Source organism: Paenibacillus sp. J31R30 (assembly GCF_059692115.1).
Genome location: NZ_JCAUAV010000002.1, coordinates 550,795 through 573,013, shown reverse-complemented (window position 1 = coordinate 573,013; position 22,219 = coordinate 550,795). Strand labels below are relative to the sequence as shown.

21 protein-coding genes and 1 other RNA gene are annotated in these 22,219 nt (G+C 44.8%); 11 read left to right on the top strand and 11 right to left on the bottom strand.

Annotation, left to right across the window (positions count from 1 at the left end; genetic code table 11):
- Positions 1-2: 2 nt before the first annotated feature.
- A complete protein-coding gene (locus tag AC58QO_RS08575; RefSeq protein WP_497264876.1) occupies positions 3-1,304 on the bottom strand; it encodes a DNA polymerase IV in 1,302 nt (433 codons plus the stop codon).
- Positions 1,305-1,541: 237 nt separating this feature from the next.
- On the opposite strand from AC58QO_RS08575, the gene cimA reads away from it, so the two are divergent.
- Entirely contained in the window at positions 1,542-3,161 is a 1,620-nt protein-coding gene (gene cimA / locus AC58QO_RS08570; RefSeq protein ID WP_497264875.1) for a citramalate synthase, read from the top strand.
- Between the two features lie 55 nt (positions 3,162-3,216).
- On the opposite strand, the gene AC58QO_RS08565 is transcribed toward cimA, so the two are convergent.
- A complete protein-coding gene (locus tag AC58QO_RS08565) occupies positions 3,217-3,753 on the bottom strand; it encodes a TlpA family protein disulfide reductase (RefSeq protein WP_497264874.1) in 537 nt (178 codons plus the stop codon).
- Between the two features lie 129 nt (positions 3,754-3,882).
- Here AC58QO_RS08565 and AC58QO_RS08560 point away from each other — a divergent pair, with 129 nt between their 5' ends.
- Complete coding sequence (locus tag AC58QO_RS08560; protein ID WP_497264873.1) at positions 3,883-5,187, top strand: MFS transporter; 1,305 nt, start codon at positions 3,883-3,885, stop codon at positions 5,185-5,187.
- A gap of 42 nt (positions 5,188-5,229) precedes the next feature.
- The gene (locus tag AC58QO_RS08555) at positions 5,230-5,655 is read left to right on the top strand and encodes a M67 family metallopeptidase (protein WP_497264872.1); all 426 of its coding nucleotides are present in this window, start codon (positions 5,230-5,232) and stop codon (positions 5,653-5,655) included.
- Here the strand turns inward: AC58QO_RS08555 and AC58QO_RS08550 are convergent.
- Genes AC58QO_RS08550 through AC58QO_RS08540 form a run of 3 tightly spaced genes read right to left on the bottom strand, consistent with a single transcriptional unit; the run spans position 5,649 to position 8,941 of the window.
- The gene (locus AC58QO_RS08550) at positions 5,649-6,383 is read right to left on the bottom strand and encodes an exonuclease domain-containing protein (RefSeq protein WP_497264871.1); all 735 of its coding nucleotides are present in this window, start codon (positions 6,381-6,383) and stop codon (positions 5,649-5,651) included. The genes AC58QO_RS08555 and AC58QO_RS08550 overlap by 7 nt on opposite strands.
- Positions 6,384-6,433: 50 nt before the next feature.
- Positions 6,434-7,516 carry a DUF294 nucleotidyltransferase-like domain-containing protein gene (locus tag AC58QO_RS08545; RefSeq protein ID WP_497264870.1) on the bottom strand — a complete coding sequence of 361 codons (1,083 nt, stop codon included), beginning with the start codon at positions 7,514-7,516 and terminating at the stop codon, positions 6,434-6,436.
- A 39-nt stretch (positions 7,517-7,555) separates the two neighbouring features.
- On the bottom strand, positions 7,556-8,941 hold the full coding sequence (locus AC58QO_RS08540) for an ammonium transporter (protein WP_497264869.1): 1,386 nt from the start codon (positions 8,939-8,941) through the stop codon (positions 7,556-7,558).
- Between the two features lie 305 nt (positions 8,942-9,246).
- Here AC58QO_RS08540 and AC58QO_RS08535 point away from each other — a divergent pair, with 305 nt between their 5' ends.
- Together AC58QO_RS08535 and AC58QO_RS08530 are read left to right on the top strand one after the other, a co-directional pair.
- A complete protein-coding gene (locus AC58QO_RS08535) occupies positions 9,247-9,687 on the top strand; it encodes a MerR family transcriptional regulator (protein ID WP_497264868.1) in 441 nt (146 codons plus the stop codon).
- Positions 9,688-9,709: 22 nt separating this feature from the next.
- Positions 9,710-10,399 (top strand): zinc metallopeptidase, encoded by a 690-nt coding sequence (locus AC58QO_RS08530; RefSeq protein ID WP_497264867.1) that lies wholly within the window; start codon positions 9,710-9,712, stop codon positions 10,397-10,399.
- 53 nt (positions 10,400-10,452) lie between these two features.
- On the opposite strand, the gene gltC is transcribed toward AC58QO_RS08530, so the two are convergent.
- Positions 10,453-11,337, bottom strand: coding sequence for a glutamate biosynthesis transcriptional regulator GltC (gene gltC, locus AC58QO_RS08525; protein ID WP_497264866.1), 885 nt, complete (start codon positions 11,335-11,337; stop codon positions 10,453-10,455).
- A 157-nt stretch (positions 11,338-11,494) separates the two neighbouring features.
- Between gltC and tpx the strand changes: the two genes are divergently transcribed.
- Positions 11,495-12,013: a thiol peroxidase gene (gene tpx / locus AC58QO_RS08520; protein WP_497264865.1), complete on the top strand. Its 519-nt coding sequence runs from the start codon at positions 11,495-11,497 to the stop codon at positions 12,011-12,013.
- Between the two features lie 48 nt (positions 12,014-12,061).
- On the opposite strand, the gene AC58QO_RS08515 is transcribed toward tpx, so the two are convergent.
- Both AC58QO_RS08515 and AC58QO_RS08510 read right to left on the bottom strand, forming a co-directional pair.
- A complete protein-coding gene (locus tag AC58QO_RS08515) occupies positions 12,062-12,451 on the bottom strand; it encodes a DUF1499 domain-containing protein (protein ID WP_477592161.1) in 390 nt (129 codons plus the stop codon).
- Positions 12,452-12,597: 146 nt separating this feature from the next.
- Complete coding sequence (locus tag AC58QO_RS08510) at positions 12,598-13,944, bottom strand: Nramp family divalent metal transporter (protein ID WP_497264864.1); 1,347 nt, start codon at positions 13,942-13,944, stop codon at positions 12,598-12,600.
- Between the two features lie 948 nt (positions 13,945-14,892).
- Here AC58QO_RS08510 and xylB point away from each other — a divergent pair.
- Entirely contained in the window at positions 14,893-16,464 is a 1,572-nt protein-coding gene (xylB, locus tag AC58QO_RS08505) for a xylulokinase (RefSeq protein WP_497264863.1), read from the top strand.
- Positions 16,465-16,516: 52 nt separating this feature from the next.
- On the opposite strand, the gene ssrS is transcribed toward xylB, so the two are convergent.
- Both ssrS and AC58QO_RS08495 read right to left on the bottom strand, forming a co-directional pair.
- Positions 16,517-16,698, bottom strand: a non-coding RNA gene (gene ssrS / locus AC58QO_RS08500) — 6S RNA.
- Positions 16,699-16,747: 49 nt separating this feature from the next.
- Positions 16,748-17,584 (bottom strand): YesL family protein, encoded by an 837-nt coding sequence (locus AC58QO_RS08495; protein WP_497264862.1) that lies wholly within the window; start codon positions 17,582-17,584, stop codon positions 16,748-16,750.
- Positions 17,585-17,792: 208 nt separating this feature from the next.
- Here AC58QO_RS08495 and AC58QO_RS08490 point away from each other — a divergent pair, with 208 nt between their 5' ends.
- A complete protein-coding gene (locus AC58QO_RS08490; RefSeq protein ID WP_497265446.1) occupies positions 17,793-17,879 on the top strand; it encodes a YjcZ family sporulation protein in 87 nt (28 codons plus the stop codon).
- Positions 17,880-17,941: 62 nt separating this feature from the next.
- Here AC58QO_RS08490 and cshA read toward each other — a convergent pair whose 3' ends face one another.
- Positions 17,942-19,561, bottom strand: a complete 1,620-nt coding sequence (gene cshA / locus AC58QO_RS08485) for a degradosome RNA helicase CshA (RefSeq protein WP_497264861.1) — start codon at positions 19,559-19,561, stop codon at positions 17,942-17,944.
- A gap of 286 nt (positions 19,562-19,847) precedes the next feature.
- Here cshA and AC58QO_RS08480 point away from each other — a divergent pair, with 286 nt between their 5' ends.
- The 3 genes from AC58QO_RS08480 (at position 19,848) to AC58QO_RS08470 (ending at position 22,115) form a co-directional block, all read left to right on the top strand.
- On the top strand, positions 19,848-20,381 hold the full coding sequence (locus AC58QO_RS08480) for a DUF4178 domain-containing protein (RefSeq protein WP_497264860.1): 534 nt from the start codon (positions 19,848-19,850) through the stop codon (positions 20,379-20,381).
- Positions 20,382-20,460: 79 nt separating this feature from the next.
- Positions 20,461-21,144: a DUF4247 domain-containing protein gene (locus AC58QO_RS08475; protein WP_497264859.1), complete on the top strand. Its 684-nt coding sequence runs from the start codon at positions 20,461-20,463 to the stop codon at positions 21,142-21,144.
- Positions 21,145-21,293: 149 nt separating this feature from the next.
- Positions 21,294-22,115: a YitT family protein gene (locus AC58QO_RS08470; protein WP_497264858.1), complete on the top strand. Its 822-nt coding sequence runs from the start codon at positions 21,294-21,296 to the stop codon at positions 22,113-22,115.
- Positions 22,116-22,219: the final 104 nt, after the last annotated feature.

The following is a 22,219-nucleotide window of genomic DNA, read 5'->3' as shown; positions in this document are numbered from 1 at the left end:
CCTCACTCCTCCTTGTCTTTATGAAGAGGATTATTTCGCAAATGATCCATCTGCAAGGAAGTTCCTCTCACTTTATGATTTCGAATTAAGGAAGATGGATCGTCGCTCATCATTCCCGCTGTAAGGATCACACCTTCACCAAATTTATCTCGCAGCCCATCCATGACTTTATTCAGATTCTCCCTGCGCGGCTGTTTCTCATAATCGAATAAATCAAGCTGGACGTAGGATTCTTCCTTGGCAATCAAATTCTGCAGGGTGATTCCTAAGAGTCGAACCGGATTCCCATCTTCCCATTGATGATCATATAACTGGCAGGAAGTACGATAGATATCATCCATATGCTCAGTAGGCGTTGGCAGCGTAAGCGATCTCGTAATCGTCCTCATCTCAGGATCACGAATCGTGATCTGGATCGTTGAAGTCATGAGTTCTTGCTTTCGCAGCCTTCTCGCTACCTGATCCGCTAAATTCAGCAGGACCCGATGAATTTCGATGCGATCCGTGTAGTCACGCGGCAATGTCGTCGTATGCCCAATCGACTTACTCTGTTCTTGCTCTGGATTCACCACCGATGGATCAATCCCATTGGCAGATCGCTTCAAGTGCGCGCCCATCACGCCAAAGTGCTTACTTAGCAGGGCGTCATCCCCCACTGCTAACTGCCCTAAGGTATGGATACCAAGCCTAGTCAGCTTTTCCGCCGTTTTTTTCCCTATACCATATAAGTAATGACAAGGCTTGTCCCAAAACACAGTAGGCACATCCCGAAGCCGCAAAACCGTAATGCCATTCGGCTTCTTCATATCTGAGCCCATCTTCGCTAGCAGCTTATTTGGGGCAACGCCAATAGAACAGGGCAATTTCAGTTCTTTCATTATTCTACTTTGAATACTATTAGCAATTTCTAGCGGCGTTCCGAACTGTTTGGATCCTGTGATATCTACAAAACATTCATCGATAGACATAGATTCTACCATCGGTGAATATCCATAGACTATCTGCATAAACCGCCTCGAGAAATTACGATAGAGATCAAAATCAGGTCTAATTAAGATGAGATCCGGACAAATTTTCAACGCTTGCCTAACTTGCATTCCTGTCCTGATCCCCAGCTTGCGCGCTGCATATGATGAAGTAACGACTATCCCTTTACGCAGCTCTACACTTCCAGCAACAGCAAGAGGCTTGCCTTTGTATAATTCCGGCTCTACCGCTTCATGAACCGAGCAATAGAAAGCATTCATATCTATATGTAAAATGACTCTGCCTTGCTTGGGATAATGATGCTCTATGGACACCATATGGATACCTCCCAGTGTGATTGAGTGAGATTTCAGAGCCGTCTACTCGAGTGAAACACAACCATCTTGAGTTGTCAAAAAAATAATCATTCAAGGCGGCACAATTTTACGTTATGATGTCTTTAGCTGTACATTTATGTTATAATCGTAAATTATACATTAGCGCTTTAAAGCAAGCGAAACTACTCGCAACTCTTAACACCGAAGTCACTTTGCTAGCTTTTGAAGGAGGAACCCATGCCAACATCAGTCAAAATCTTCGACACCACCCTACGAGACGGAACGCAAGGAGAAGGAATCTCCCTATCCGTCGAGGATAAAATCAAAATTGCCCGTAAGCTCGATGAGCTTGGGGTTCATTATATTGAAGGCGGATGGCCGGGCAGCAACAGCAAAGACATTGAATTCTTTGAGCGGGCTCGTACAATGACTTTCAAGAATGCCAAAATCACTGCGTTTGGCAGCACAAGACGTAAAGATTCGCTTGCCGCTGATGACATTAACTTAAACCGACTCGTTGAATCGGGTGCTCAAGTCGCAACGATTTTCGGTAAGTCATGGGACTTTCATGTGACTACGGCGATCCAAACGACGCTTGAAGAAAACTTGAATATGATTTATGACTCTGTACTCTTTCTGAAAAGCAGCGGGATGGAAGTCATTTATGATGCCGAGCATTTCTTCGATGGTTACAAAAACAATCCTTCTTACGCGTTGCAAACCATCAAAAAAGCGCAGGACGCTGGCGCTGATTGGATTACGTTGTGTGACACGAATGGCGGATCCTTGCCTAACGAGATTACAGAGATCGTAACAACAGTTACACAGCATGTATCTACTCCTGTGGGAATCCACGCCCATAATGATTGTGAATTAGGTGTAGCGAACTCACTTGCTGCCGTACAAGCCGGCGCTAGACAAGTTCAAGGAACGATCAACGGCTACGGAGAACGCTGCGGCAATGCCAATTTGAGCTCCATTATCCCTAACTTGCAGTTGAAGCTGGGCTATCATGTTATTTCCGTAGATCAATTGAAATCACTTACTTCCGTTTCAAGATATATCAGCGAAATTGCCAACATGCACATGCCTGTTAACCAACCTTACGTTGGTAATGCAGCATTCGCGCACAAGGGCGGTATTCACGTCTCTGCGATCCTCAAGGATGCAAGCACGTATGAACATACGAAGCCTGAGCTTGTCGGTAATAAGCAGCGTGTGCTTGTTTCCGAGCTTGCTGGCCAAAGCAACGTACTCGTCAAAGCACAAGAGCTTAACTTGGATTTCAACAAAGAGCACCAGAAGACGAAAGAAATCATTGAGAAAATTAAAGATATGGAACATCAAGGCTATCAATTCGAGGGCGCTGATGCAACGTTAGAACTCTTACTGCGCGAAGCCTTCGAAGGTCTTGAAGAAATCTTCACCCTTGAGTCATTCAAAATGCTCGTTGAGAAAACGGCCAATCGTTCCGTCGTTTCAGAAGCTATCGTCAAAGTGAAAGTGCATGGCGAAACGATCTATACCGCGGCTGAAGGCAATGGTCCCGTTAATGCACTTGATAATGCTTTACGGAAAGCGCTCATTCAGTACTATCCTGATATTAAGAATGTACACCTTTCTGATTACAAAGTGCGAGTATTGGACGAGAAAGGTGCCACAGCCGGTAAGGTTCGCGTCTTGATGGAATCCACAGACTTTAACACTACCTGGAATACACTAGGTGTATCCAGCAACATTATCGAAGCTAGTTGGTACGCACTCGTAGACAGCTTACGTTATGCACTAATCAGCAGACAACGTGTTGAGCCTGTAAAAAAAGAGCAACAAGAACGATTAGGCTTAGTCAATCATTAAGCCTACGAAAAAGCTGCAAGAGCATATTAGCTCTTGCAGCTTTTTGCATGTATACTCATTCTTCCTTCAGAAGACTTGCCATCTTCTTATCAAGCTCCTTCGGGGAGAGTACATGGATAATGTCCCGAATCACGCCATTTTTATCAATAAGAAAGCTTGTGGGAATCGCAATAACGTTGTAAGTATCGGCATTCGTCCCTTGTTTATCAAGCAACACCGGGAAAGGAAACTGATACGTTTCCACGAATTTCTTAATATTGTCCATTTTATCCCCAGGCGTCACATTCACCGCATAAAGATCAAATTTCCCTTCATATTTCTTATACAAATTCACAAGATCAGGCGCTTCTTCCTCGCATGGACCACACCAGGATGCCCAGAAATTCACGAACATCGGCTTAGCGCGAGGTCCGCCAACGGAGTAATCTTTCCCATCTAATCCTTGCAAGGTAAAAGAAGGTGCTAAGAAATTCACCTTTGCCGCTTGCTCGCTTGGCATCAACGTTTGTTTATCTACATTCTGCACATTTTGATAAATCGCAAAGCCCGCCAATAACACGACGAAAGCAATCACGATGAGATTCTTCTTCACAGTATCAACCTCCACTCCCTCTATATTATCTCCAAATTAGCGAAAATTCCAACATCACACTCCAGAAGTATGCTTTCTTCCAATCGGGGAAAAGTAATCCTACTCTTTGCGATGAAAGGAAAAGCTCCCATGAAGCACGCTGCCATTAAACATAAAGGTAAGTCTCCAGTTAATAAAATGAAGTTCTACGAACACGAAGAAACGTCCGACAAACCAAAAACTGATGCCAGTGAGAAAGGAAGCGTTTGGCAATATCTCGCAATTGCCTCCATTCCTTTGGTGCTTGTCCTTGGCAATTCCATGCTTGTCCCCATCCTGCCTGATCTGCAGGAGAAAATGAGCATCTCCCGTTTCCAAAGCTCGCTAATCATTACACTGTTCTCACTTACTGCCGGCATCCTCATTCCGGTAGCCGGATATTTATCTGATCGTTTCACTCGGAAGGCTGTCATTATCCCTTCACTCGTTGTGTACGGTGCCGCCGGGGTCCTCGCAGGGCTTGGCGCCGTCTGGAACTCGTACCCTATACTTATAGCCTCCCGAGCTGTACAAGGCCTTGGCGCGGCAGGGACAGCCCCTATTGCCATGGCCTTAGTCAGAGATATCTACAAGGGACCCAAAGCAAGCAAAGCACTCGGACTCATCGAAGCCTCTAATGGCATCGGAAAGGTCATTAGTCCAATCTTAGGCTCTCTCCTTGCGTTAATAATCTGGTTTGCACCTTTCTTTGCTTTCCCTCTTTTTTGCTTGCTTGCATTGCTTGCTGTTATTTTCATGATCAAAGAACCTGCCAAAGAGAAAGAAGCCGAACCACTGAAACAATATTTGAAGCAAATTAAAACCATCCTAAGAAGCAAGGGTCATTGGCTGCTGCCTGCATTTGTTGCCGGCTCAATCACCTTATTTATATTATTTGGCGTACTCTTCTACCTCTCACAAATCTTAGAAGAGAAGCCCTATAATATCGAAGGCGTACGCAAAGGACTCATCCTGGCCATCCCTTTACTTTGCCTCGTCATTACCTCTTATACTACGGGAGCTAAAATCAAACAAAACGGCAAACTCATGCGTTGGCTCATGAATATCGGTCTGATGATCATGGTCGTGTCTCTCGCATTAGCTACTTTCCTAAACGGGAATCTAATTGTCTTCATTGGCTTACTATCCTTCAGCGGGATAGGAACAGGACTCCTTCTCCCCTGCCTGAATACACTCATAACTGGGTCAGTCGAGCGCGAGCAACGCGGTATGATTACTTCGTTATATAATAGCTTACGGTTTATCGGAGTCGCCTTCGGCCCCCCGCTATTCGGGTGGCTCATGAGTATATCACACAAGACACTCTTCATTACCGTCGCTTCATTGTCTATTCTCATGCTTGTCATCGTATTTTTCTTTATTAAACCTCAAGCAGAATTGAAGGAACAAACATGATATACTAACCTCATTACAAGCCATGTGAGGGGAGGAGCGTAAGTGAGCATTTTTATAACGAAGACGTTATATAATGAAATGATCTTACACAGTTTGCGCTCACTCCCCAATGAAGCATGCGGGATCCTTCTAGGAGAAGCTTCCTCGCAGCAAAAGGAGCTTCAAATACATACATTTATCCCTCTGCCTAATCACGCCAAACATCCCACGCGGCAATTCGCCATTAATCCCATCGACATGCTTCCCTATCTAAAAGACAGCCAGCATGCCATAGTAGGTATCTTTCATTCACATCCAACAGCAGACCCCATCCCATCTGCCGAGGATCTCCTTACGTTGTGGCACACGATTCCAACCTACTGGATCTTATCGCTGCAACACCCAGAAAACCCTGATCTCCAGGTCTATCAGTTAAAAAAAACCACCACTACCGCATATCACAAACTTTCGTTTGTCATCGGTCAGTGATGGCTTAGTAACGCATATAAATCGCCGAGAGTATCCACATCTCTAGCTCTTATTTCTTCCATGAATCGCGACCATAATTGCGCAGTCATGAGTGCATCTTCTAGAGCATGGTGACGAACGGTAACAGGAACATCATAGGCATGAAGAAGGGAGTCTAAGCTCAAATTTTTGCGCTTGGGCATGAGCCATTTCGCAATCATCATAATATCTAACACACGATGGGATAAACTTACTTTGGACGTACGCCACAAGGCTGAGTTCAGAAAGTTTTTATCATGTCCAATCGCATGCGCAACTAAGATTTTCTGCTGAACGAATTCTAAGAAATCACTTAGGACACCAATCAAATCAGGCGCATCACTCGCCATTTCATTCGTAATTCCGGTGAGTTTCACGATTTCATCTGGAATCTTACGCTTGGGGTTCACCATTTTATAAAAGGTATCTTGCGTCTGCACTTCGCCGCCAATCACCGAGACAGCGCCGAATGAAATAATTTCATCACCGTTATAAGGAGAGAAGCCCGTCGTTTCCAGATCAAACACCACAATTTCCATCGAATGCAGAGGAATTTCAAATAAGGAATCCTTCCGCTGCTCCTTCAGCATCGACCGAATGAAGGCCATTTGCTGCGCACTTTGTGCATCAAACATCGAGGTTAGGGCAGGTGTTAATCCACCCATTTTATATAAATGCCACATCCGACCTGCTGGTCGCATATCTTTCACGCGAGTCACCTCTCCCTACACAATAAAACGTGATTTCCATTTCCGATTTACTAACCTTTTTCTCTCTCTATGTGTGATCCTATGGATTTACTGACATATCTCTGCAAATCAATTCCTGTCCGCAGACATCGCTTTAATTGCGAGCGAGTTTCCTTGTTAAGCTGATCAGCGGTAAGTTTACCTCTAGTCGTATATTTCTCTTCATCTAATTGGAAAGGCGTACTATCCCTTAGCTTTAGTGCAATAGAAAACGCGACTTCCCAATCCCTGGCTAACTGCTCAGCAACAATCCCTTGCGCCTTAAGCAGATTAATTCGCTCTAAGGTAGAATTGGCTAGAATACCAGCTTGAATAGCCAGCAGCCGAACCCCATTTACAATGGGAATGTACGCACCATATTTGATATCAAATCCACCCGCATCTTCGCCATATCTTTCTGTAATCAAATGTCCAAATACACCTAAAGAAATTTTGTGATGCAACGTATTCGACAGCAAATATTTCAATAACTCTGGATGATCCTGGACATAAGCAAGAAAAGATTGCTTCAACTTCGTCACTAGTAGCTCAGAACCATGAATACACCTGATATCCGCCAGAATGAGCAGGTAACGCACATTTTCCCATTCCGGTTCCTTAAACCAGCCAATCATCATCTCCGTGTATCCCTGCAGCGAATTACGCCATAGTGGATTACTCGAAATGACATTCCCTTCACATGGGGGATAACCCAACACATCTAAACCGCGAAGAATATACTGGGTAAGCTTATCAAAATAAGCATCTACCTCATCTTGCGTATGTGTTTCGCTATGTCCATAAACAAGTCCATTGTCCTGATCACTCCAGAGTGTCTGTTCCCTTCTACCTCCACTGCCTAACAGAATAAATGCATAGTCGACAGGCGGCTTCCCGTACCCTTCATCCTCAAGCAAGTGCTCAGCAATCTGGGCCGCTCTCTGTATCAACGCATCATGCACTTGATTGATCTGCTGCCCTAGCTCAGAAGTATAGGAAAAAAGGAGATGCTCCCGAAACATCTCATGCACCTGATCTCTGGTGATTCGCATTTCATCGAATTGCTCCGACTGATAGATGCGTTCCAGGATCCGTTCCATTGAGAGATGATTCATGTTGCATCCCCTTTGCTCTAGTAGAAAGTAAATGTGTTATTAAACGGACACGCCGTTTTGAGCTGCTTTTTTCATTTGTTCTGGGTATCCATATGAACCATGCTCGGAAAGATCCAGACCAATGATTTCTTCTTCTTCTGTAACACGAAGACCGATTGTCGCTTTAAGAATACCTAGGATAATGAAGGAAAGAACAAGTACGAATGCTAGAGCTCCGAATACACCAAGCGCTTGAATACCTAATTGGTGGAAACCACCGCCATAGAATAGACCCGCACCACCGATACCTACTTTTGCTGAAAGCTCAGGCGTAGCGAACAAACCAGTGGAAAGTGTACCCCAGATACCAGCGATACCGTGTACAGAGAAAGCGTAGATCGGATCGTCGATTCCAGCTCTTTCGAACCATTGTGCTGTGAAGAATGTTACGATACCAGCTACTGCGCCGATTACAAGAGCAGCCCAAGCGTCTACGAACGCACACGCTGCAGTGATTGCAACAAGTGCTGCCAGAACACCATTCAACATGCTAGGAATATCCGCTTTACCGAAGTACATCCAAGAGATAATTAGTGCAGCTACAGCACCTGCCGCAGCAGCCATATTCGTTGTCAATGCGATATAACCGAAGAACCCATCACCCATAGCGCTAAGTGTACTACCTGGGTTGAAACCGAACCAACCGATCCAAAGAATGATGACACCGAGAACAGACAATACTTGGTTGTGACCAGGAATCAAGTTTGGCGTTTTATCTTTATTATATTTGCCAATACGCGGTTTAAGCAAGATCGTTGCTACTAATGCTGCTGTCGCACCTTGTAAGTGAACAACGGTTGAACCCGCGAAATCTTGCATACCCAATTTGCTCAACCAGCCGCCGCCCCATACCCAGTGAGCTACGATGGGATAAATGACTACAGTGAACAAAATTCCGAAGATGAAGTAAACTGGAAGCTTCGCTCTTTCTGCGAACCCACCCCAAGCAATGGCAAGGGATACACCAGCGAATGCTAATTGGAATAAGAATTTAATCCCGATTGGAACATCAGAGAAGGATAGAGATGCGAAAGCTGCAGAAGCTTGATCTTCTAAACCTGTTACGAAGAAGCCCGTTTCTCCGAAGAATGCATTTCCATCACCGAAGGCAAAACCGAAACCTACAGCCCAGAAAGCAATGGCACATAATCCGAAAGTTAAAATCGTTTTACCGGCTACGTGACCGGCATTTTTCATTCTAGTTGACCCCGCTTCTAAAAGTGCAAAACCAGCTTGCATGAAAATGACTAAGATTGCTGCCAACATAACCCAAACTGCGTCAATTGCGCTTTGAAGTTGTGGTACTGTCGCCTCATCCGCTGCAAATGCGAGTGTAGGGAACAGCAATGACATAAGACCGAAAGCTAACAACAATTTCTTAACCATACGACCACTTCCTTTAATGTTAGATTAAGTAACATGTAATGAAACTCTTAATGTCATTATATACAGGTTATTTGGGTTTGACAATAGGATTTTCGTTAAAAAATTGAAAAAAGCGAAAAATAACCTAACATCAAACAGGCATAATTCGTGTTTCGGCTCATAGGCATTCAAAAAACACCCTTTTTACATCAAAATCCAATGTCAGGTTTGCGAAGCATCACGTTTGACTGTACGGTTTATAATCAGTTATCATGTTTATATAGAAGAAAGATATTTCAAACCAGTGAAGTAGAGGTGAATTTAGCATGGGGAATGAGAAGCTTTATAAAATCGGAGAGCTTGCGAAGCTTGCCGAAATCAGCCCTCGTACCATTGATTACTACACCAAGCTGAGCTTAATTGAACCCGAGAAAAGATCGGACACGAATTATCGACTATACAGTGATGAAACCTTGCACCGACTCAAGCGTATTGAATCAATGAAGAACGAGAAATATACCTTAGAGGAAATCAAAGTAAACTTACAACAATGGAGTAAAGTGTCCTCCGATGAATCGGTGACAGATAAGCTTACATCCCTTCAATTGCACCTTGAGCAATTAATGAAGGAAGCCAAAGAGCTTAGCCCGCTCGTCCAGCAATTAAAGCCTAAACAGCTGAAAAAGCTGTATCACATCCTGACACAACCGACCGCCGCCTGTATCGAAGCACTTATTGTCCTTTTAGGTAAAAATCCGTTCTCATAATTGAATTACGGAGGAGTGCCCTATGTTTTTTCACCCGATGAATTTTCTGATTATTATTGCATTCGGCCTTTCCATGTGGGCGTCATTCCGAGTGCGAGGAACCTTCAACAAATGGTCCCATGTGCCCGTCTACTCTCGCATGACGGGAGCTGAAGCGGCCAGACGAATGTTAGATGCTAACGGCCTATACAATGTCCCGGTAGAAGCAGTTCCTGGAACGCTGACAGACCACTACGATCCAATGGCTAGAGCAGTTAGGTTATCTGAGCCCGTCTACTACCAAAGCTCCATTTCTGCTGTTTCTGTTGCGTGTCACGAAGTAGGTCATGCTGTCCAGCACCAAGTCCACTATCCAATGCTTGTGGCTAGACACAAGATGTTCCCAGTTGTTAACTTTGCTTCAGGCGTGGCTCCAATTCTTATTCTTGCTGGGTTCTTTTTTCAAAGTGTTCCTTGGTTACTGGAAATCGGTATTATTTTCTTCGCTGTAGCCGTAGCTTTTCAATTAGTTACGTTACCGGTTGAATTTAATGCCAGTAACAGAGCCCGCAATGAAATGGTGGCACAAGGGTTTATTTCTAATGAAGAAGAACGAGGCGTGGCGAAAGTCTTGAATGCTGCCGCATTAACATATGTAGCTGCTGCATTAATCTCCGTTCTTGAGCTTCTGAAATACATTATGATATTCAATGGTCGCAATAATGATGATTAAAAGTAAAAGCTCTCCCTACACGGTTGCCTCGGCACCGGTCGGGAGAGCTTTTCTCATTTAAAATATTCATATAGAAATCGCCGAAACACTTCAGCCACCAGCGGCAGCTTCACATCCTTGCGACAAATCAGCCCAACCGTCCTAGTAACCTGCGGATCTGTCACACGGATCTTGACTGGCTGCGTCTGACCACTTTCCAATAAAGCCATCGCCGGAAGCAAGCTGACGCCCATCCCCGCGGCAACGAGACCACGAATGGTATCTGTCTCTTCACCCTCAAATTCAATCTTAGGAACGAAGCCTGCCTTGTGACAAGCCTCCATCACAATCGTTCGCAGCGTGTATTCTTCACTAAACATAACAAAGGGCTCATTCTTCAACTGCTCGAGTCGAATCGATGTATAGTCAGCCAGTATATGATTGGAAGGTATAATGGCGTACAGCTCTTCTGTTAATAAAATCTCACCTGTCACATGTTCGTGTGATTCTGGGAAAGGTGAAATAAAGGCGAGATCGATCTCCCCTCGCGATACGTCCCGAATCAATGAGGTGTATGTACCTTGACGCAATCTAAACTTCACATTCGGATGATTTTTTTTAAAAGCCGCAACAACCGCAGGAAGTAAATTGATGACTAAGCTATGCGGGAATCCAATACGAATTTCTCCTGCTTCTGGATCGAGAAATTCATGGATTTCGCCCACTGCACGCTCCAGGTCAGTCAAAATGCCTTCAACTCGGCTTAGAAATAAATGCCCCACAGAGGTTAAATGTAAATTCCGCCCCTTTTGCACAAATAAATCAACACCTAGCTCTTCTTCGAGCAAATGGATCTGCCTGCTTACCGCAGACTGTGCCACATGGAGCTCCTCCGCCGCTTGTGTCACATGTTGTTTCCTAGCTACCTTCACAAAGTATTGCAATTGTCTTAATTCCACGTGAGTAAATCCCCCGACTTCACTACTTGATAACGAAGCAAACTCCTTCAATGTCTCCGATTATAGCGCTATAGCAACGATTGGACAACTTATCAGCAAAAAGCTTATAATAAGTAAGTTGTTATTTAGCATGGATAATAAAGGAGGAAATCATTCAATGGCACAAGAACGTACTGGTGTAGCTACCCTGAAAAGCAATCCTATCACTTTGGTAGGACCTGAAATTAAAGTAGGTGACAAAGCACCTGATTTCAAAGTCAACAAAGATTTGATGACGCAAGTCTCACTTGCTGATTATGCAGGTAAAGTGAAATTGATCTCCGTAGTTCCTTCCTTGGATACTGGCGTATGTGACGCACAAACTCGTCGTTTCAATGAAGAAGCAGCAAGCCTAGGTGAGAATGTTGCTGTTCTTACAATCTCAGTTGACCTTCCATTCGCACAAGCTCGTTGGTGCGGTGCAGCTGGTATCGACAAAGTGATCACACTATCCGATTACAAAACAAAATCCTTTGGTGAAGCTTACGGCGTATTGATCAAAGAAATCCAATTGGATATGCGTGCTATCTTCGTTATCGACGCTAATGACACTGTTCAATACGTTGAGTACCTTGGCGAAATGACAGCTCACCCGAACTACGAAGCAGCTGTAGAAGCTGTTAAAAAATTAGTTTAATCCACACAAATAAAACAGCAAGGAGGCCAAGCTTCCCTGCTGTTTTTGTTATCCATCGATTTTATATGACGCAAGCTTACGGTCTAATTGTTTATAAATATCTAGAATTGTACGATAATTGGAGCCAAGATCGCCCATGGAACCACGTGAAGCTGAATAAATATCAACAGCCGTTTTCACAGGATTAATGGCAAACAATGTCAATGTTACGTCTTGGGTTCTCCCTGTCACTGTTCGGCGTTCAGCAAGGATTTCTCCTACATTCGGAACCTCGTGAAGCAGCTTGTAACCTGGTGTTTTCTTCAAAACAGCCGTTACCTCTTCCCAAACTTGCTCTTTCGGCAGTTTGAAATATCTAGTTTTAAGTAAAGGATCTCTAGCTTTTTCCCCTGTCGTTTCATGACTACGTACTAATCCGATTAAAGTTCTCTTTAGCAAAAGCCCTTTCCCCCTTCAATGAAGTGCATGTAGACCACTTGCCATTTCAACACTATTCTCTATAATACCATTGATTAGGCTTTAGAAAAAGAGGAAATTGAAAATCAGGGGATCTCTCCCCCGATTTAGAACGTTCCCATACAATTTTATCCAAAAAATGTACTATACAGCAAATATGCGTTTAATCCAGCAATTAAAATGGCTACAAACCAACTCAAAACGGCCATCCACTTTGGAATTACGAGTTCGCCCATCTTTTTCCGATCCGATGTGAAGGTAACTAGCGGGATTACTGCAAAAGATAGCTGTAAGGATAAAATAACTTGGCTGAGAATAAGCAAATCTGTCGCTCCGCTTTCCCCATAGATACCAATCACAATAACCGCGGGAATGATCGCAATTAATCGGGTAATCAATCGACGCAGCCATGGCGTTAACCGGATGTTAAGGAACCCTTCCATGACGATCTGTCCGGCAAGTGTACCTGTTAGTGTTGAGTTCTGACCGGATGCAAGTAGTGCAACTGCAAATAATATACTTGCTGCCCCCGTGCCTAACATTGGCCCAAGAAGATGATACGCATCTTGAATTTCTGCAACTTCTTTCCCAGCTGAGTGAAAAGCTGCCGCCGAGAGAATGAGGATCGCTGCGTTAACGAATAAAGCGAGCATTAAAGCTACCGTTGAATCAATGGTCGAGAATTTAATGGCTTCGCGTTTTCCCTCGATCGTTGGTTCAATTTTACGCGTCTGAACAATGGATGAGTGCAAATATAAATTATGCGGCATAACAGTCGCACCGAGAATACCAAGCGCAATATATAACATAGCTGGATTCGTAACAATTTCAGTTGTTGGAATGAAGCCTGCAGCTACAGCTGCAAATTCAGGTTGAGAGAAAATAAGCTCCATAATAAAACAAACCATAATAAGTGCAATTAAGCTAATAACCATCGCTTCAATATAACGGAAGCCTTTCTTCTGCAGCATAAGTACCAAGATAACATCTAAAGCGGTCAGAATTACGCCATAGATGAGCGGTAACCCGAATAGTAACTGCAAAGCAATCGCGGCCCCAATGACTTCAGCTAAATCACAAGCAGCAATGGCAAGCTCGCATAAAAACCAAAGCGCATAGGAGACTGGCTTACTATAATGATCACGGCACGCTTGCGCTAAATCTCGACCTGTCACGATGCCAAGACGCCCAGACAATGCCTGTAAGAGAATGGCCATTAAATTTGAAATTAAAATAACGGAAAGCAGTGTATATCCAAATTGCGAGCCTCCCGCCAAATCCGTCGCCCAGTTGCCTGGATCCATATATCCGACAGCCACGAGATATCCAGGCCCTACGAAGGCTAGAAGCTTTCGGAAAAATCCCGCCTTTTTGGGTACTTTCATACTATGGTGAACTTCAGGTAAACTTGGCATGGAGGCATCCTTACGCCATCCATTCGGTTCCTGATCCGGTTTCTTCATTGCAACTTCCATCGTTTTACCCTTCTTTCGTAAGACCAATAATGTTGTGCTAGGGAAACTTTTATATGTAGTATACTACATAACCTCATCTTATGCTACAGGTAAACATTTATGTTCCACCGAAATTGTTTTTCCCTAGGGAAAGTTTTGAGACAAGTTATATCAAATTAGGGTGTGACGGCCAGCGGGAGCACATTCCTTGCGCACAATCTTTGTGCGCTAGCGTGCGACAGCCGGCGAGGCCGCCTTCCTTGCGCACTATTTTTGTGCGCTAGCGAGCGACGGCCAGCGGGAGCGCCTTCCTTGCGCACAATCTTTGTGCGCTAGCTTGCGACAGCCGGCGGGGACGGCTTCCTTGCGCACAATCTTTGTGCGTAAGAGCGCGACGGCCGGCGGCGACGCTTTACTTGCGCACAATCTTTGTGCGCTAGTGTGCGACAGGGCGGGGACGCCTTCCTTGCGCACAATCTTTGTGCGCTAGCGTGCGACAGCCGGCGGGGACGCCTTCCTTGCGCACAATCTTTGTGCGCTAGCGTGCGGCAGCCGGCGAGGGCGCTTGCCTTGCGCACAATCTTTGTGCGCTAGCGTGCGACGGCCGGCGGGGGAGCTTTCCTTGCGCACAATCTTTGTGCTCTAGCGTGCGATAACCGCGGGATCGCTTTCCTTGAGCACATCTTTGTGCGCTAGCGTGCGACGGCCGGCGGCGACGCTTTCCTTGCGCACCATTTTTGTGCGCTAGCGTGCAACAGCCGGCGAGGGCGCTTGCCTTGCGCAGGCAAAGAGCCCGCAAGACCACCACGGTTAAAACGGGATACTACTTTTTGAATTGTATACTTTCTAATATGTTCAAAGATTCATAAGAAAATTGAAGTTAAAAGAAGGATATTTGATAGCATGGAACGAATACAATGAATTAGTTATCTTTGTATATTCAATAAACAAACAAAGAATATCGAAGCAATGACCATACTTCATTATAAAAGGGTGATCCTCATGGCTTATTTTATGGGTTTGGATTTAGGTACATCTGCAATCAAATGCATTCTAGTGGATGAGGCCGGTGCTGTCATCGGCTCACATTCTGCTTCATACCCGCTGCAACAACCACATCCAGGTTGGGCTGAGCAGCATCCAGAAGATTGGTGGAACGCCACCATCGCAGGCATCCAAGGGCTCTTAGCCAGCACTGGCGTATCTGCTGAAGCCGTAGCAGGCATCGGCTTCTCCGGCCAGATGCACGGCTCTGTCTTCCTTGACGAGGCGCAACAGGTCATCCGGCCTGCGCTGCTTTGGTGCGATCAGCGCACCGCGGAGCAGTGCGCCTACATCGAGGCGACCGTCGGCGAAGCCGAGCTCGGCCGCCTCACAGGCAATCGGGCGCTTACCGGCTTCACCGCGCCCAAGCTCCTCTGGCTCCGGCAGCATGAGCCGGAGAACTACAACCGCGTTCGGCATCTCCTGCTGCCGAAGGATTACGTCAGGCTGCGCCTGACGGGGGCGTTCGGCATGGATATGGCCGACGCCAGCGGCACGCTGCTGCTCGATGTAGCCAATCGCAGCTGGTCCCAAACCGTCGCGGAGCGGTTAGAGATCCCGCTCGAATGGCTGCCGCCGCTCTATGAGTCCGGCGACATCGCTGGGCACCTGCTGCCTGAGGCAGCAGCGCTTACCGGCTTAGCCCCCGGCACGCCGATCGTTGTCGGCGGCGGCGACCAAGCCTGCGGCGCCGTTGGTGTTGGCGTCGTCCGCCAAGGCATCGCCTCGGTGGCGCTCGGCACGTCTGGTGTCGTCTTCGTCCACGACGACACGTATCAAGTGGATGAAGCGTATCGCCTTCATTCCTTCTGTCACGGCGTGCCAGGGAAATGGCACCGCATGGGTGTGATGCTGGCAGCCGGCGGCTCCTTCCAGTGGTGGCGCAACCACTTTGCGAGTGAAGAGTTAGAACGGGCGCAGCAAGAAGGCAAAGACGTCTATGAAATACTGACGGCTGATGCAGCTACAGCGCCGCTCGGCAGCGAAGGGTTGTTGTTCCTCCCTTATTTATCAGGTGAGCGGACGCCACATCCTGATCCGAAGGCACGCGGCGCATTCATCGGCCTCAATCTTAGACATGAGAAAGCACATTTGACCCGTGCTGTTCTAGAAGGTATTACCTTCGGGCTTCGCGATTCCATGGAATTGATTCGGGAATCAGGTATCGAAGTAACAGAGCTTCGTGTTAACGGCGGAGGAGCTAGAAGCCGCTTCTGGCGTCAAATGATTGCTGATATTTTCGGCATACCGGTTGTAACGGTCAATTCAACAGATGGACCTGCCTATGGTGCAGCGATCATGGCTGCCTCCGGCGTTCTGAACATAGATATAACGAAATTATGTGAAGATTGGATTGAAATCACAGATCGCGTAGAACCTAACGCTGCTAACCAGCAGAAATATGAAGCGTATTATCAAGTGTATCGCAGCCTTTACCCTACATTGCAAAGCACCTTCCATCAGTTGACGGATCTTGCTGAGCAATCTGACAAATGATAAAAAAAGAGGTTGAGCAGGCATGGTGCCTGTTCAACCTCTTTTTTATTCGAAGAAACCCGCCTATGCCGTCCGGTTTTGGTGCTTCAAACCCGCTCTCGCAGGTGGGTGTCCGCAGAGGTGTATTTGAGGTCCCCTTTCGAGGGCATGTCAGCCACACTTCAATATAGGTCTCCCTAGAAACAGTCATTGGTTTAAAACAACTTAAAACCGTTACGAGCATCGCAGATTTCTTCTGTTTTCTTATTATAGATCCAACCTCGCTGATTATCAACTGGCAGGATTAGTCTTTAGTCTTGTCATTTCCATCTTTTTTATGCAAACTAATCGGAGAATTAGATTCTACACTCTCGTCTTCATTATCATTTCCCGCTTCAGCTGCTTCCGCTTCAGCCAGTCTCTGTTGTTCCTTCTCTTCCAGCTCCTGTTGTTTCGTCTGAAGCTTTGTAAAGCTTCGATTAAACTGCCAGAACGAGAACGTAGCAACGATAGCTCCCATGAAGAAAACAACTAAGAAGAAATTGAATTTCGTTAAGCAAATGTAAACAATAACGCCATTACAAATGAGCAAAACAATCGAATTGATTGGGTTACCAATTGTAATTAAGATGGAATTCTTAACAATTTGGAAGATTTTCATGTGCAAATGAACAATAATTGAGAAGAAATTAAACAAGGCAATGATCATAATAACCGTGAAGGCAATAAAAAGAACGGCCAGTACTTTCAACGAGCTTCCTTGCTTCAAGTAAAAGAAATAGTTTACCGCGATAATGACGAAGATTAATACAAAGAATATACCGCCTAGCATGCTTTGCAAGTAGTTTTCTTTGTACCCGCGGAAAAATGTTTTTAACAATGGTACATCTTCTTCTCCGGTCACCCATTTCCTAGCTACTGCAAACATAGCGGTCGTTGCGGGAAATAAAGTAAACGGTGCCAAAATAGCAAGAATCGGCAGCGTCGCTTTTAACGCGTCCGGCGTTTGACTTACTAACCCCATAAAGAGGAAAAAGAATACCGGAATCGAGCAAAGCATCCAAAGCAGATTAATAACGGAGAACCGCATTATCCACTCCGATATTCTGTACAGTCCTCCCATAACTCCCTTAAACTCCAAAACTGCTTCCTCCTTAGCGTTTCCATCTGGAAACTTTCTACGTTGTTTGCTGCTGACATGACCATAAGCATGTCTTAATTGTATATATACTTAATTATAGCCTATTTTTGATCATATAGGTAGACGTCTAGTCGTTATAGGTTCTTTTACATATTATAGTAGTGTCTAATGGCCCCACCCCCATATCTTTATTCAGGAGGTTGATACTATGTCTTATCCGGCTGGAACATCCGCAGCTGCAATTTTGGTGCTATTCATCTTGTTAGTTATCATCACTAGCGCTTTCGTACTCTAATCTATATACAAATTGAAAAAAAGGCGGGGATCCTAGGATCTCCGCCTTTTCAGTCTAACATTTTATTTGTTTACAAGTGTATCTTCACTTTTGCGCGGCGCTCTGGAACGATCGCGATTTCCGGAGTTATTGCTTCCGTACTCACGGTTTCTCGAAGTTGAGCTGCTTCCGCCTTCTCTGTTTGAACCATAGTCTCTGCTATCCTTACGTGGGTAACGTGAGCCACCGCTGGAGGAATTGCCTGAACCTGATCCACCATAACTACCGCCGCCTTGACGTCGATCGCTTGAACCTGATCCTGAACCGTATCCACCGCCAACACGTCTACCTGAGCTGCGAACATCGAATTTTTTCTTTCTTGCACGAATCGGATCTTCTGGTGTCAATTCGATATTAAGATCTTTCTTGTCACCTGTAAGAAGTTTCATCGCTGCTGCAAGTAAGTTTACCGAATCGTATTGCTCAAGCATTTGAATAGCTAGGCCTTTGAATTCGGAATGCTCTTCTTTTTGAAGCATATCCAAAATACGCTCAGCTGTCATTTTTTGTTTACCTTCAACAGCTTCTGCTACGCTTGGCAAAGGTTTTTTGTTGATTTTATGACGAGTAACCTTCTCGATAAAGTGAAGGTGATCGATTTCTCTTGGCGTTACGAAAGTCCAAGCAGTACCTTCTTTACCTGCACGACCTGTACGGCCGATACGGTGAACGTAGCTTTCTGGATCTTGCGGAAGGTCAAAGTTAATTACGTGTGTTACACCAGATACGTCTAGTCCGCGAGCAGCAACGTCAGTTGCAACAAGCACATCAATACTGCCATCACGGAATTTTCTCATTACGTTATCACGTTGATTCTGAGACAAGTCACCGTGAAGACCTTCAGCCGCATAGCCTCTTTTTTGAAGAGCTTCTGCCAACTCATCTACCCGACGCTTAGTACGCCCGAAGATAATAGCTAGATCTGGTGCTTCCATGTCAATCAAACGGCTAAGCGCTTCGAACTTTTGTTTCTCATGCAGTTCAATGTAAGCTTGCTCGATCAATGGAGCACTTACTTGTTTAGGAATAACGGAAACGTGCTCTGGGTTCGTAAGGAACTGTTGAGCCAATTTCTGAATGTTTGTCGGCATTGTTGCAGAGAACAACATCGTGTGACGCTCAGCTGGAACTAGTTTAAGAATGGATTGGATATCATCCATGAAGCCCATGTCAAGCATTTCATCCGCTTCATCCAAAATAACCGTTTGAACATCATCAAGCTTGATTGTTTTACGGTTAATATGGTCAAGAAGACGTCCAGGCGTTCCGATAATGATTTGCGGTTTCTTTTTCAAAGCGCGGATTTGTTTCACGATATCCTGTCCACCGTAAATTGGCAAAGAACGAATGCCTTTGAAACGACCGAGTTTTTCAATCTCTTCCGCAACCTGAATGGCAAGTTCCCGTGTTGGACACATGATTAAAGCCGAAATGCGCTCTTCTTTTACATTGATTTTGTTAACTAGTGGAATACCGAACGCTGCTGTTTTCCCAGTTCCTGTTTGTGCTTGCCCGATCAAATCACGGCCGTCCATGGCCAATGGTATTGTTTTCTCTTGAATTGGTGTGGACTCTTCAAAGCCCATTTCCGTAATCGCACGTAGTACCGATGGGTCTAAACCAAACTCCTGAAATGTTTTCAAATAAATTCAATCTCCTTTTGTACAGGGCAGGCTAATGCCTTGTATCTTTTTTACCCTTAAGTACGACTTCCTATCCGTCTCTATAGTTTCTTGGTGGAATACACTTTCGATTCGTCATCTTCCATGATCCAACTGGCCGCCCTTAAGAACATCTAAAATATTATAGCACAAGTGATGTACACATTGCCAGTGGCTACTTTTAAACATTCCAACGAAACCGAATGAATAAGTAACTCGTATTAAAGGGGAGAACAATAAAACGGAATCGTACAGAGGAGAGTTTCTTATGTCTATTTTCAAACGTGTCAGCAACATTCTTCGCAGTCAAAAGCAAGTACCATCAACCGCACCCCTCGGAAATCCGCTTGAAGATGCACGTGTTGGCGATATTGTGAATGTGGACTTAGAGGAATATGTCATTTCCGGTAAAGTCATTTATTTTGACCGCGGGTTTGCTCCACATCGTTATGCCTATTATCTGCAAAGCGGCAAAAATATTCAGTGCTTGATTGTGGAAAAAGGCAGAACCTATGACTGCTTCTTATGCAGCTTTATTGAAGGCGCATTAGATGACCCCAATGATGTACCTACGCGGCTAGAGTTGGATGGAGATGTTACTTTCGATTTGGAGTTCCATCGTAATGATGTCTCTCGCACAGAAGGCAACACGGATTTCCGAAGTGGAGATGATATCATCTTCTGGCGATATTTTGGTCCAGACCAGCGCTTCTTTTTCCTGCAATGGCAAGATGGTAAATTTATTGCCCTCGAGGGAGAACGCACACCAGGCAATCAGATCAAATTTTTGAAAAATTTTTGAAATTGACACTGATGACGATGAACCTATGTTATCATGGAAGCAGGTTTCCGATGTTCCCTGAAAGGAGGACTACTAGAAAATGAAGAGATGGACTTCATGGCTTTCTTTCCTCATCATTATCGCTCTTTTAACCGCATGTGGCGCTGATGCCGGACGTTATATCAAAGATGAATATCCGTTAGTAAGCGTTGACGGCAAGGGAAGCAATATGTCCAAGGTTTACTCTGTTGAAGGCAAGAACGTGCCTACAGTCGCGAGTGAACTTGCTGCCAAAGAAACCCCTACTGAGAAGAGTAAGGAATCTGAGGATCAGATGTTCCTTGTTTATAAGGACAAGGTAATCAACATCCAGAAGGATCCCAACGATAATAAAAATACATTAGTTCAACTAGATAGTATCGAATATGCCAAAAGCCATTATGATTCCTCTTTTTTACAAGGCTATTTAACTGCCACGTTGCTTCAATCCTTATTTGGTGGAAGCTGGTATAACAATAGAGGGTCCTATGATTATCGCGGCTATACGCAAACACCGTATTACAAGTCAGGAAAGGCGACAACGCCAACTACGGGTACTTCTAAAGAGACGAAGCCAACTACGTCCGATCGGACGGGAGGCTTCACAAGCGGTGCAGCGAATCCGAGCTCTGGCAGCTCTTCAACAGCCCGTAAGAATGATGGCTCGACGCCAAACAAAGTCACGAAGCCAACAACAAGCAAGCCAAGCACAACCAAAAAAACGGGCTCCTTCAAGCGCCGTTAAGATCTCACAAAAGCTGTTGTCCATAACTTGGACACAGCTTTTTTTCATGTGTTTTCATTTATTTGTCCACTGGTTAAATAATGATTGCAGTTTTATAAGAATGAATTATACTTGCAATATGCTGCATACTATTTTAGAGGTGATTTGTTTTGAAAAAGGCGCTAGATGTTCTAATCATTCTAGTTGGCGCACTGCTTGTCGCAGTCGGCTTCAATATGTTCCTTATTCCCCATCAGCTGCTTAGCGGGGGCGTTTCGGGAATTGCCATGATTATTGGTTATTTCACAGACTACAATATTGGATTTCTTTATTTATTATTTAACATGCCATTAATGATCTGGGGTCTTGTTTCCATTGGGAAACGTTTTATCATGATCAGCGTGGTATCTGTCGTATTAACAACATGGTTGATGCAAGTTATTCCCATGAACTTCGTTGCCAAAGATTCGATGTTAGGCGCTGTGTTTGGCGGAGTGCTTATCGGTATTGGCAGTGGGATTACACTTCGTATTGGGGGCTCCAGCGGCGGATTTGACATTGTCGGCTTGATCTTAACCCGTAAATATGATTTCCCGCTAGGGACTATCCTTTCCTCGATGAACGGTATCGTCATCGTCGCGCTCGGCTATTTTAAAGATAATTGGGACCTCGCCTTATTTTCTATGTTAGCAATTTTCATAAGCGGGAAAACTGTCGATATGATACATATCCCACATATTAAAGTGACCGCGTTCATTGTCACCAAACATAAGGATGCCATTATTAATAAGCTGCTTATGATCCCCAGAGGTGTTACCTTGATTAAAACAGAAGGCGCATATACGAAACAACAGCATGATATGCTTATGACGGTTACGACGCGATTTGAGCTCGTAGAATTAAAGCGAATTATTAAAGAGATTGATCCGAAAGCGTTCGTGAATATTGTGGAAACAGTCGGTGTTGTTGGGGAATTTCGAAAGCCCAAGTAATAAATCAGCCAACTGCCCCTTTATTCCAGTTTTAATTGTGTTATAATGAATGTAATTTCATATAGTTCTGGTTTTCAGCGATGGTAGGTTCAGGCGTAGTTCTT

What these genes read in the sequence shown, in the direction of transcription:
- AC58QO_RS08575 (WP_497264876.1), bottom strand. Translation starts at nt 1,304, where the DNA reads ATGGTGTCCATAGAGCATCATTATCCCAAGCAAGGCAGAGTCATTTTA.
- cimA (WP_497264875.1), top strand. Translation starts at nt 1,542, where the DNA reads ATGCCAACATCAGTCAAAATCTTCGACACCACCCTACGAGACGGAACG.
- AC58QO_RS08560 (WP_497264873.1), top strand. Translation starts at nt 3,883, where the DNA reads ATGAAGCACGCTGCCATTAAACATAAAGGTAAGTCTCCAGTTAATAAA.
- AC58QO_RS08545 (WP_497264870.1), bottom strand. Translation starts at nt 7,516, where the DNA reads ATGAATCATCTCTCAATGGAACGGATCCTGGAACGCATCTATCAGTCG.
- AC58QO_RS08540 (WP_497264869.1), bottom strand. Translation starts at nt 8,941, where the DNA reads ATGGTTAAGAAATTGTTGTTAGCTTTCGGTCTTATGTCATTGCTGTTC.
- AC58QO_RS08535 (WP_497264868.1), top strand. Translation starts at nt 9,247, where the DNA reads ATGGGGAATGAGAAGCTTTATAAAATCGGAGAGCTTGCGAAGCTTGCC.
- AC58QO_RS08530 (WP_497264867.1), top strand. Translation starts at nt 9,710, where the DNA reads ATGTTTTTTCACCCGATGAATTTTCTGATTATTATTGCATTCGGCCTT.
- tpx (WP_497264865.1), top strand. Translation starts at nt 11,495, where the DNA reads ATGGCACAAGAACGTACTGGTGTAGCTACCCTGAAAAGCAATCCTATC.
- AC58QO_RS08510 (WP_497264864.1), bottom strand. Translation starts at nt 13,944, where the DNA reads ATGGAAGTTGCAATGAAGAAACCGGATCAGGAACCGAATGGATGGCGT.
- xylB (WP_497264863.1), top strand. Translation starts at nt 14,893, where the DNA reads ATGACCATACTTCATTATAAAAGGGTGATCCTCATGGCTTATTTTATG.
- AC58QO_RS08490 (WP_497265446.1), top strand. Translation starts at nt 17,793, where the DNA reads ATGTCTTATCCGGCTGGAACATCCGCAGCTGCAATTTTGGTGCTATTC.
- AC58QO_RS08480 (WP_497264860.1), top strand. Translation starts at nt 19,848, where the DNA reads ATGTCTATTTTCAAACGTGTCAGCAACATTCTTCGCAGTCAAAAGCAA.
- AC58QO_RS08475 (WP_497264859.1), top strand. Translation starts at nt 20,461, where the DNA reads ATGAAGAGATGGACTTCATGGCTTTCTTTCCTCATCATTATCGCTCTT.